General features: G+C 47.9%; 10 protein-coding genes. 3 read left to right on the top strand and 7 right to left on the bottom strand.

Translation table 11 applies throughout. The annotated features are described in order from the left end of the window. Positions 1-72 precede the first annotated feature (72 nt). On the top strand, positions 73-1,107 hold the full coding sequence (locus tag G8768_RS02520; RefSeq protein WP_166851847.1) for a helix-turn-helix domain-containing protein: 1,035 nt from the start codon (positions 73-75) through the stop codon (positions 1,105-1,107). An 8-nt stretch (positions 1,108-1,115) separates the two neighbouring features. Here the strand turns inward: G8768_RS02520 and G8768_RS02525 are convergent, their stop codons facing one another. From G8768_RS02525 to G8768_RS02535, 3 genes are all read right to left on the bottom strand, one after another. Further along, a complete protein-coding gene (locus G8768_RS02525; RefSeq protein WP_166851844.1) occupies positions 1,116-1,826 on the bottom strand; it encodes a DUF899 domain-containing protein in 711 nt (236 codons plus the stop codon). Between the two features lie 147 nt (positions 1,827-1,973). Beyond that, positions 1,974-3,119 carry an alpha/beta hydrolase gene (locus G8768_RS02530; RefSeq protein ID WP_166851841.1) on the bottom strand — a complete coding sequence of 382 codons (1,146 nt, stop codon included), beginning with the start codon at positions 3,117-3,119 and terminating at the stop codon, positions 1,974-1,976. Positions 3,120-3,134: 15 nt separating this feature from the next. Beyond that, on the bottom strand, positions 3,135-5,324 hold the full coding sequence (locus tag G8768_RS02535; RefSeq protein ID WP_166851838.1) for a TonB-dependent receptor: 2,190 nt from the start codon (positions 5,322-5,324) through the stop codon (positions 3,135-3,137). Positions 5,325-5,546: 222 nt separating this feature from the next. On the opposite strand from G8768_RS02535, the gene G8768_RS02540 reads away from it, so the two are divergent. Further along, positions 5,547-6,164 (top strand): TetR/AcrR family transcriptional regulator, encoded by a 618-nt coding sequence (locus G8768_RS02540; protein ID WP_166851835.1) that lies wholly within the window; start codon positions 5,547-5,549, stop codon positions 6,162-6,164. A 198-nt stretch (positions 6,165-6,362) separates the two neighbouring features. Here G8768_RS02540 and G8768_RS02545 read toward each other — a convergent pair whose 3' ends face one another. Then, positions 6,363-8,282 (bottom strand): N-acyl-D-amino-acid deacylase family protein, encoded by a 1,920-nt coding sequence (locus tag G8768_RS02545; protein WP_166851832.1) that lies wholly within the window; start codon positions 8,280-8,282, stop codon positions 6,363-6,365. Positions 8,283-8,336: 54 nt separating this feature from the next. Further along, positions 8,337-8,951, bottom strand: a complete 615-nt coding sequence (locus tag G8768_RS02550) for a TetR/AcrR family transcriptional regulator (RefSeq protein ID WP_166851828.1) — start codon at positions 8,949-8,951, stop codon at positions 8,337-8,339. Between the two features lie 148 nt (positions 8,952-9,099). On the opposite strand from G8768_RS02550, the gene G8768_RS02555 reads away from it, so the two are divergent. Then, entirely contained in the window at positions 9,100-10,023 is a 924-nt protein-coding gene (locus tag G8768_RS02555) for an alpha/beta fold hydrolase (protein WP_166851826.1), read from the top strand. 1 nt (position 10,024) lies between these two features. Here G8768_RS02555 and yddG read toward each other — a convergent pair whose 3' ends face one another. Then, on the bottom strand, positions 10,025-10,918 hold the full coding sequence (yddG, locus tag G8768_RS02560; protein WP_166851823.1) for an aromatic amino acid exporter YddG: 894 nt from the start codon (positions 10,916-10,918) through the stop codon (positions 10,025-10,027). 71 nt (positions 10,919-10,989) lie between these two features. After that, complete coding sequence (locus tag G8768_RS02565; protein WP_166851820.1) at positions 10,990-11,721, bottom strand: AraC family transcriptional regulator; 732 nt, start codon at positions 11,719-11,721, stop codon at positions 10,990-10,992.

The raw sequence follows: 11,721 nt of genomic DNA on the forward strand, positions 1-11,721 counted from the left end.
CTTTAGTCTGCTGCTCTTGATTATTAACAGATGCAGTTAATATAGCGATACTGCATTTATCGAGTGATGCTTATGGCGCCTGACAAAAAAGTACGTATTAACAAGCTCAATCTTGGTGACGGCGATTGTGGCATCAGTGAGATAATCGAACGTCTTAAACAATCAGATGAAGCACATACTCTGTTTGAAAACCCCAATAAATCATGGTTTGGGGCGAATGTGAGCATGTCTGATGTTGATGGAGAAGGAGGATGGCAATGCTGCCAGTTCTCAGATGATTTCTTTGTTTTGATTGCCGATTTTCATTGCCGGGAAACGCGCTTTGATAGACAGCGTGGAGCCGGGATGCTCGATATCCATGTCAAATTAGAAGGCCATACCTGTTTTAATTTCGGTGGCAATCAAAGCCAGGAGTTGGTCGCACCTTGCCTAAGTGCGGGTACTCACCCCATAGGGCAGGATTTTGAATTGGAAATTCACCCAAAACGAGAAAGGTCGGTGACTTTTCATTTTAAACCCGAATACTTCTACCAAAACCTGGCACCTCAGATTCTCTCTATCCCGGAGAGTATTGCTCAGTTTATTTTTAATCACTCCATTCGGGTGAGTAACTACCTATTGCCCCTGAATGCTGACATCATCAATGCGGCATCGGCCATATTATCAGCCAGGGAAAGGTTCAGTGATAAACTCTGGCTGAGTTATGTGCACAGTCGTAGTGAAGAACTGATCTGCTATGTTATTGAAACCATTAGCAATATCAGTCATCTGGATGAAGAGAGTTATTCCGTACAGGATATTGACACTTTGATTCGAGCAAGAGATTTTATCGCTGATAATTTCAGTGAAAACTTTACCATCATTGAGTTGGCCAGAGCTGTTGGTACGAATCAAACTTCACTCAAACAAAACTTTAAATCCATTTTCGGTGAAACACTGTTTGAGTATAAAACAAGGCTAAGGATGCAATGGGCTATGCAACTTATTCAACAAAAAGCGGCCTTATCCGATGTAGCCGAGCAAGTTGGTTATCAGCAGCAAGCCTCATTTTCTAGAGCCTTTAAAGCCTATTATGGTTTTAGTGCAAAGGATTGTCGCCCTGCTTAAGCCAGTGGCTATGCATCGTCGTTGTACTGATCATGTCGACGCAGCCAGGCCATTGGGCGTGGCAGTTCTGATTCATCCCGGCCCTTTGGTAGAATATCCATTAAGTGATAGGCGCCGTTCAACATATCCAGCCCACGAGAGTAGGTGGAATAGCTGTGGTAGATCTCACCATGTTCGCCTCGGCAAAACACACTGACACCGGGGAGTTCCCCGAGAATATTGGTTTGGCGATAATTGTATTCGGCCTCGCCCGCTTCGATTTGTTCCTGGTTGAAAGACACATGGAAATCAAAATTGAAATCATTGTCTACAGAAGAATACCAGGGGAAGGTCCAAGCCATTCTTTCCCGGTAGGCTGAGAGTTTTTCATAGGGTGCGCGAGAAATTGCAACGAAGGCTGCGTCGCGATGGGCGAGGTGAATGGGAATGCCGTTAAAGTTATCGGCCCAGAAGGAACAACTGGGACAGCCCTCTTCCCAATCCGGGCCAAACATAAAGTGAAAAACAATCAATTGGCTGTGTTCACCAAAAAGATCATTTAAGGATCGAGTTCCCGTTTCGCCTTCAAACAGATACGGCTTGCTTACTTCCACCCAGGGTAATTCCCTGCGTTGTTGCGAGAGTTCGTCGCGCAGTTTATTAAATTCCTTTTCCTTGGCCAGGAGTTCTTTGCGGGCTTCAATCCATTGTTGTCGCGAGGTAAGGGGATGATTTGGCATGACATATCTCCTTGGGAAACAGCTGCTCCCTGAGCGGGAAGTGGCTGGAGCCGGTTGAACACCACTATAAACCAGGAAATTCAGGAGATAAAACAAAAAAAGAGCGGCCAAGCCGCTCTCAAGTTGCAAGACTCTACAGGAGTGGAGTTAAGAATTGGGTAGAGTATTCAACCATTGGCGAATCTGGTCGATACTTTCTTCGGTGGCGCGCTCGGCGTCGTCAACCACACCGGTGTATTCCAGAAAGTTGTGAATCAGGCTTGGGTAATGCAGGTGTGTCACCTTTACGCCATAGCCGTTTAGCTTATCGGCTAACTGGCTGCCTTGATCCCGAATCGGGTCAAACCCCGCTGTCGCCACAACCGTGGGTGGCATGGCGTTAAGGGTGTGATAGTCAATGGGGTTTGCCCCTTGTTGTTCTTCAAGACTGGCATCGGCAACATAAGCCGCCAGGGCTGCTTCGATGACGTCTTCATCCAAACCGAATCCATTTTTATACAAATCGTAAGACGGGTAATCCATGGACACATCGGTGCTTGGATAAAACAGCAATTGCAACAGCGGTTTGCTTTGGCCATCAATAATTTGCTGATGGCTCACCGACAGCGCCAAATTTCCCCCGGCACTGTCGCCGCCTACCAGAAGTTTTCCCGGCGAACCACCAAGCTCTTCGGCATGCTCTCTTACCCACTGGTATGCCGCCGCTGCGTCTTTATGGGCTGCCGGGAATGGATGCTCCGGGGCAAGTCTGTAGTTCACCGAGACAACTACAGCACCCAATCGATTGGCTATCAGTCTGGCCGCCGGGTCCAGTGCTTCAATACTGCCCATTAAAAAAGCACCGCCGTGAAAATACACCATGATAGGAACCGGCTCGCTTTGATTTACGGCGCTGTCCGGGGTGTAAATTCGAAGGCGCATTTCCCCATTGTCACCATCGGGAACCAAACGGTCTTCCACCTTAGCCATCGCGGCGGTAGACTTCGCCCGCAAAGGCCAGTAGATATCCACCATCTTTCGAAGATACGCCATGGCTTCCGGGTTTTCGAGATAGTACTCAAAGGGTTCCTCTTCAGGATCGCCATGCAACTCCAATAGATATTGCAGTTTGGGGTGCAGGCTCTGTCCTTCACCTTCGATTGTGGGATTATCCAAAAGATTTTCAAACAAACCATTAGGCAAACCCAAATGCCAAACATAGAGCTTTTGTTGAACGGTGTCGTTGTTGGCAACAATACCCAGCGTGACGACCACCACTACAGCCATGATGGCGGTCAGTTTTAAAGCGCGCATATGAAAAACTCCTATTTAAAATGCGTAGGTGGCTTCGAGTCCAACGGTGCGTGGGTCATTCAGGCCAATGTTATAAGTGTTGAGAAAATCCCGACCATCGTTGACCACAAACTCCTTATCCAGCAGATTTTTACTCCAAAGAGCTACGCTCCATCGAGCGCTTGATTCCATCAGAGAAACGCGAAGGTTCACCAGGCTATGGGAATCCACATGACCGTAGGCCAGAGTGCTGCCATCGCCAAGAGTGGCACTGCGAACATTGGTGGCTGTTGTGAAATAATCGCCACTGTAACTGACGTTCAAATTGATCCCCAACTCGGCATCGATAAAACCCAAGGGGGTGCGGTAATCCAGAGCGAGAGATGCTTGGCGTTCAGCTGCCCCAGGAAGACGATTGCCATCCAGATCCACACCTTGGCCGCCACCATTTGGAAAGCGATCGAAGTCAGCACTTAAAAGACCCAATGCGGCGGAGAGAGTCAGTGATTTTGCCAGTTTTACATCCAGCTCAAGTTCAGCACCCGAGGTTTCTACCTTGGCAGCATTACGGATGGAAATTGAGGTTGCGCCATTGCCCAGATCGAGAAACTGATTCACTTGATAATCTTCATAGTCTGCACGAAACAGTGCCGCGCTAAAACGGGCTCGGCCATTAAACAGTGATCCTTTTAAACCCAGTTCAAAATTTTCGACGGTTTCTTTGTCAAACTCGATACCCGCGACCAGATCGGCCTGGGTAACATAATCGAGGTTATAGCCCCCGCTTTTGTAACCTTCGGCATAGCGTACATAAGCGCTGAGGTCTTCATTGATGTCATAGCTCAGAGAAAGACTCGGGGAAAAATCAGTGTCGCGGCGGGAATCCTGCACCTGTCCTACGCCGATAAAAAAGATACCGGAGCCACTGCCATCAATGGTCCAATCGACGTCTTTGGTTTCTGTAGCCAGGCGGAATCCGAATCCAAGGCGCCAGTTCTCGGCAAAGTTCGCTTCGGCATTCGCGAACACGGCCACGCTTTCGGTATCCACTTCACCATCGGTCGTCACCGGCGCTGTTGGCCAGCCCGGAAATAATGCGATGCTACCGGGGTAAGCATTGCGCTCACTTTCGGCATCCTGGCGATAATAATACAGCCCGACAACGTAATTGAATTCGTCCTTCGCTGGAGAAATTAATTGAAATTCCTGGGTAAACTGTTGGTACTTATCATCGAAAGTGCTGGTCAGTACATCCAGTGGCGAGTAGTCGACATCGTTTCGGAATTCTGCCGAGGTACTGCGCCAGGCGCTGACGGATCGCAGACCAAAACCGTTATCCAATTCGTACTCAATATCCATCGACAAGCCACCAATACTCCGTTCGTCGCGGGGCAAAAAATTGACATTGGCTTTGCGATCTTCCGGTCGAGCAATTTGACGGGTGCCGAAACTGTCGGTAACTGCGATACCATCGTTAAAAATGGAATTCTGGTCGACCTCCATATAGTCTCCGCTCAATAACACACTGAGCGAATCACTCAATTCCTGTCGGTACTGCAAGCGAACGGTGCGGCTATCAATATTGCCCAGTTCCTGTCCGTCGAGTTCATTGTGGGCAAAACCATCGCGTTGCAGGCTGGCGACGGAGAATTTCAGACCAGCATCGTCACTCAAGGCTCGATTGAATTTAATACTGAATTGGCGGGCCCCATAGTTGCCGGCGTTGATGCCTAACTCGGTATAGTTTTCCGCACCCGGTTTTTCGGTGATCAGGTTGATTGCGCCGGCAACCGTGTTCTTCCCGAACAATGCACCTTGTGGGCCACGCAGAACTTCAACCCTTTGCAGATCCAGTAATTGCTGGTTCAAGGCTGGAGACTGCCCCATATAGACGCCATCAATATAGACCCCAACCCGACCATCAAAGCCGATATTCCGGCTGCTGGAACCAACACCGCGAATGGCGACGGCTGAAGACAGTGCATTGCTGCTGTCCATCGCGAGGTTGGGAATATGCTCCGCCAGATCAGCCAATTGGCGGGAGGCTGTCGCTTCAATGTCACCTGCTCCGAAGGAGGAAATGGCGATGGGGACATCAGTCAGGTTCTGGGCCCGCTTTTGGGCGGTTACTACGAGTTCTTCTATCAATAGGCCACTCTCAGCGGACGCTTGAGTGGCGAGCAGAGCTGCCAGAGACAGACAGCCTATGGGGGACAGGGTTTTCATCTTAGCCTCACTATTATTATGGTTTTGTGTTTATCGATCTGGCGAGATAGTATGACACTTTAGTCATGTGATCAATAAGTCATATGACTAAAGTGTCATGTGGAGTGAAATTTTCCTGAGAAAGGATGGTCAGATGATTTCTCCCCAGCCAAAGGCTAGAATGCCGCAGGCAGGAAGCCAACACCCGATATGAAAACAACAAGACAAGGGAAACCGCCTTTAATGAGTAGTAGCGCCACCCGACGAAGCCCCATAACCAAACAAGGGGAAGAGACGGTTAATAAAATCCTCGATGCGGTGGAGCAGCTTCTCGCGACGATTGGCTATGCCCAATTAACCGCTCGCAAGATTTCCACCCAGGCCGGGATCGGCACGGGATCCTTCTATCAGTACTTCTCCAATAAAACCGAGGCGGTAGAAGCCTTGGCCAAACGCTGGCTGGATGGTATTGAAGATACGTTTTACGGTTGTTTGGAGGAGTGTCGCGAGAGTGAGACGATTGCCGAAGCCATCACCAGTATTTTTCAGGAAATCCTACAGCGCCACTATGGCAATTATGCGGCCTATGAAGAGATTTATAACATCCGCTCGCGCAGTGAGAGTCTTGATAATGTGATGACCGTGCACAATCAACGGATTGCCGATGGGATTGGCCAGCTGTTGGACAATTTTGAGATTCAATACAACCGTGAGCATCGCGCCGATACATTGGAGTTTATTCGCGTCGCGTCGATTTTCCTGATCTCCCAAACCTCCTTTCAGGAAGGCGAAAGCCGACAGCAGGCAATGAAAATGTCCCTGTCGATGTTGCAGGCGATGTTTGACGTAGATTTGGATTAAACCAATCTGCAAAGCTCAACAGCAATAAGCCCAAACCATCTAAAAATGTACCGATAGCCGTGAGGGCTGTTTTTTCTACTCCTGAATAGAAAGACCTTATTCTTAAAAGTTTTTCCAGCGGATTAGCAGGATGAGAATGGCTTGGTCTGAACGCTTATGCCGTCACTTTTCAGCTGGCATAAGCGTTTACTGATTTGCTCAGGCGACGTCCTGTTCCTGAAGCTCTACGCTTTCTACGTTACTGTTTTTATTTCTCAGTAATCGTCCCATTTGAAGTTTGCCCAGGTCTTTGCCGTAGGCATCGTCTTTCCAGGCGATATGGCCACCGATCATTACCAGCGGTACAACACCTTCCGAACGGTTTACCAATTGATGGTGTTGGAATTCGTCGCGCATGAGACGTTGAACATTGGCTTCGCCATCGTAGTTTTTCAAGGCTTCGGGGTCGACCAGAATCAGGTCGGCCTTGTCACCGATGTTAATGCTGCCGCCTTCAACGTTAAACAGATCGGCAGCATCTTTGCTCAGGCGTTTCACCATATAGCTCACGTCAGCATCACCACCCTCCGCAGCCAGTTTAAGACTGCGCAGATTAACGTCATAGAAGGCCATATTGTTCAGGTGGGCACCGCTATCGTTAAAGCCTGGCATCAATAGAGGGTCCATAATCAACTCGCGTACGGTGTTTACATCACGGTTGGCGGTAACGGTACTCCAGCTGAGTTCCAGATCAAAGGTGCGCAGAGTTTGCAGTACAAAATCTGCTTCATCGCTAACCCAGAAAAAATCTTTTTCAATCAAAGCGGCTTCTTCATCAGTCAGCCCGGAAACTTCATTGCCTCTTTTTATGTCGCGTACACGATCGAACAGCTCCTGGAAGTTTTTGCCCTGCCAGTGTTCCAGAGGGCAAAGATCCACGAGCATATCCTCCATAGCGCGATTGAAGGCGTAGTCTTCCATATTGATCAGGCGCTTGAGACGTGCAATGCCAAAGCCAGATTTCCCTTTAAGCCACATGTCTCGGAAGGTTTGTATATATTCGGGGTCATTAAGGATTTTTTGACGGCTTTCTCTGTCTTCCAGGTCGGTTTCGTTCAAGCGGCGCAGTTCGGGGATTTCTTCCGCCAATGGGGTTACCGCACCGTCAGACCAGACTTTAAACGGCGCACCCAAAGCTTGCAGATGAAAATCACCGCGTAAGAATTTTGAGTTTAGTGTACGAGATAATAAACGTCCGAGCTTCAGAATTTTCCAATTATTGAACACATCAAGAGCAGCGACGACGGTAGTCTTTAAAGGCTTGCCATGGAAGAAGCCACTGGAAAGCATAAAGGTTTTTAAGGTGTCGATGGCACTGTCCTTCGGTGGGGTTGCCTGCCAAAGTGCCTCTTTCTCTCGCAAGACTTGGGTCAAAGTTTTAATTTCATAGTACTTGGCAAACTGAGTCGGGATGGTTTTATCACAATGTGCTGCACTCGCCAGATAATGGAAAGGCAGTGCGTCGGTGGACATACCAACGTAACCCAGCTCGACAGCTTCGGCCAATGTGTTTTTCATGGCCGTGAGTTCGTCCTCACTGGGATCACGGCTGATGCTTTCTTCAAAGCCCATGGCATCGATGCGCAACATGGAATGGGGCAATAAGGTAGCAACGTTCGGGCCGAGATTTAACGTATCCAGATGATTCAAATAGTCTTCCGGGGTTTCCCAATCAACATTGTCCGCACAACCGCGGAGAATAGATTTGGGCACATTTTCCACACGAGCAAAACAGTCCACGATCGGATCGTTCCGGCCATCACGTTGATTACCAAAAGCCAAACCGAGGCTACAGTTGGCAATGACAACGGAGGTTGTCCCGTGTCGTATAGATTCTGGAAGCCCGGGTGAAATTTCAAGTTCCAGATCATAATGCGTGTGAATGTCAAACAAGCCGGGCATTAGCCACTGATCTTCACCGTTAATGACTTTATCGGCCTTGGAGGCGTCCAGGTTTTTCCCACGCTCGACGACACGACCATCTTTAACCGCTAAATCTTCGATTACCGCGGTCTTTCCTTCGTTAAAGATTTTCGCGCCCTGAATCAGGGTGTCATAGGCTAGATGTGAATCACTCATTATTGTCATCTCTTTTATATTTTTAGTATCGCTGTCGTTCCGATGTCAGCTTGTTCAGTGTTGATCGCATTCAAAATAACAGGCAAGCATTTTTGCACCCAGCTCCAGGGTGTCTTCCTTACTGCTATTGGGTTTGCCGAAGACGTGGCGGTGCACGAGCCCCTCGGCCATGGCGAATAAATTGTAGGCAACGGCTTCCGGATTTGACGTGTTATGTGCCTTTACATAGGCTAGCACTTTTTCTTCCATGACGTTTTCGGAGCGCAACAGGATCTCATCCAGGTCTTTATCAATAAAACGTCGCTGCTCCATTACCTGATGCAATTCGGCTTCGCTTTCGTGATAGTCGTACACGATTTCCAGTACTTGGCGGAACAAAGCTTCAGTGGAGTACCCACCCCGGCTTTGCTCTTCGGTTTCCACAGTTTGAGTGCTTAAACCGGGTACTGCCTGATAAATTTCATCGCGCTTCTGTTGGGCAATCACCCGCAGGAGATCGTCTTTGTTTTCAAAATTCTGGTAGAAGGTACCTGTCGCTACCCCGGCAGCCTCGGCAATGGTTTTTGCTGTGGTGTTTTCATAGCCGCATTCGGCAAAGCTTACTCTGGCGGCTTGAATCAGAGCCTTGCGTTTTTCCAGGGCCCGCTTTTGGGTGGGGAGTGTTTTCATAGCATGTGGAATCTTCGGTTCAATACTTGAACTCTAATTAGAATATGAACTAGAAGTCAAGTTCGTATATGTTTTACACTATTGATAGCTGGAAAGCGCGCGCGAATCGAACAGAGAGCAAGAATAAAAGAAACAGGAAAACGCGATAATGAGCGAAAAGGCCGATAAAAACACAGCATCTGAAGCGAATATCTCAAAAACCATCGAAAACTGGCGCAGTAAGGGGCTATATCGCCAGCTTTGTGGTCATCGTATCTTCACCATCGATGAATGGTGTGGAAATGAGCAAAAACCGACGGTTGTGCTGATCCACGGCTTTCCCTCCTCCAGCTGGGATTGGGAAGCTATATGGGAACCGCTACAGGGTCGGTATCGCCTGGTCACTCTGGATATGCTGGGCTTTGGCTTTTCCGACAAGCCCAATAAACGCAACTACAGCATTCATGGGCAGGCCGATTTGTTCGAGGCATTAATCCGTGAATTGGGCTTAGAGCAGTACCATATTCTGGCTCATGACTATGGTGATACCGTAGCCCAGGAGCTATTGGCCAGACAGCTTGAGGGAAGTGGCGCGGGTAAATGTCTGTCGGCCTGTTTCCTCAATGGGGGCATATTCCCGGAAACGCACCGTGCCCTGCTTACCCAAAAACTTTTGCTCTCGCCACTGGGCCCGCTGATTAATCACTTTAATGGTTTTGCATCGTTTAAAAAGAATTTCAGCAGTGTGTTTGGTCCCGCCAGCAAGCCCACTGAGTTCGAGCTGCAGGTCTTCTGGCAGCTGATTAATGAAAATAATGGCAAGCACCTGTTCCACAACCTCATCACTTACATCAACGATCGAAAACAACATCGCGAACGCTGGATCAAGCCCCTGCAGGAATCTAGTATCCCGCTTGCCTTGATTAACGGTTCGGCAGACCCCGTATCGGGTGCACATATGGTTGCGCGATACAAAGAACTGAACTGCCGCCTGGATTATCTAAAAGAGTTACCCCTAATTGGTCACTACCCACAGGTGGAAGATAGCGAGGGTGTATTAGATGGTCATTTGGAATTTTTACGTTTTCAATGAGTTATTGGTGAGATTGTTTCAAATTGGCGCTTTTTCCCAAGAGACCTGCCAGTAAGGACCCACAGATAATTGCAATGCAGGCCGTAATAATATCTTCATTGAGTTGAGTGCTACCAGAGATGACGAGGAACAATACCGAGATGAGTGGTGTCATGTAGGCAAAGACACCCAATAAAGATAGGTTTCCATGTTTAATGCCGTAGTCCCAGGTAATAAACGCAATACCTATGGGGCCGACCCCCAGTCCTATCACACCCAGCCATTGGGAAGTATCCAGATCCCAATAAGTTTCTTCCCACAGAAGGTGGCAAAATACTGCGAGCAATGCCGTACCCGCGCAAAACCACGCAACAACATTTGAAGACACCGAACTGATACATCGACTTGCAACGGAATAAAGAGACCAGATAAATGCGCAGGAAAGTGCAAATAAATAACCTGGTATGTGTTGGACATTAATTTGAGCACCGTCTTTGTAAATCAGCATCCAACATCCAGAAAAAGCCATTATGGCACCTGCTATATGAGCTATTCTCAATTTTTCATTGGGTAACAAAGCGGAAAAAAGGACAATCAATAAGGGCCATAAATAGGTAATTAAGCTCACTTCAACCGCTGGTGCCAGTTTCATGGCCATGAAGTAACAAAAATGATAAGAAAAATACCCGCCTACTCCGAGCCACCAGACTTTTGATGGTTGCTTAAGATGTTTTAAACCCCAGTGTCCCTGAGATCGCCAATACAAAAGCATACATAAAAAAGCGAGGCCAAAGGTCATTGCCATCATTTGAAATGTGGGAATAAGCCCCCCGGTCAATTGAGTCAATAAAGCCAGAGTGCCCCACAATACTATTGAAATACTGCCGATGATTGTTGCTTTGTGCACTTGAGACATGCCCTATATCCATAAGCAAAAAGCTAAGTTTAGGGTTTTGATGTGGGGTGCGCTTTGCCGATTCAGCGAAGTTATTTGCCAATCTTGCGAAAATAACTGGGTGGTTTATTAAAGTGTTTTCGAAAACGATCACTAAAACTGGAAAGGTTACTATAACCGACATGCTCGGCTACCTGTTGGACATTGAGAGTACTGCACTCCAATAAGTGCCAAGCTTTTTGCATGCGCTTCTCAATAACATACTGTGAGGGTGTCATTCCGAGTTCATGTAAAAACAGTTTACTGAGTTGACGAGGGCTGAGATTGGCAATGCTGGCAAGTTGGGGGAGAGAAATAGTTTCTTTAAAGTGTTGATCGAGGTAAGCACGAGCGCTCTCTATACGGCGGTCCAATCGTAGTTCTTTTCCGAATCGCTCTTGTAATAGCTGGATGAGCAAAAGTAACATTTGACGTTCGCTGTTTTTCCCAAAAGCATCTGATTTTATATGTTGATGTAGAAAAGAAACATACTGGGACAATATTGGATCGAGGGTGATAAATGCGGGCAGCTTTTCCAAGTTCGGTGCAAGTGCCTCGGGTATATCCGCGACAACAAATACATTCTGGTTTGACGAAGAAAATCCGTGATCCTTACCCGCTGCGACAACGGCGAGTTGTTCGGAAAACACGGCACCTTCCTTGCCATCAACACTAATAGATAACTCACCATCAACCGGGAGCACCAACTGATGATAGTCATGATGATGACTACGAGTCTCGGAGCTATAACTACGAAGCTCTAACAACAGGTTTGAGTTTTTCAT

The organism is Pseudoteredinibacter isoporae (genome assembly GCF_011602085.1).
GTDB classification, from domain to species: Bacteria; Pseudomonadota; Gammaproteobacteria; order Pseudomonadales; family Cellvibrionaceae; genus Pseudoteredinibacter; species Pseudoteredinibacter isoporae.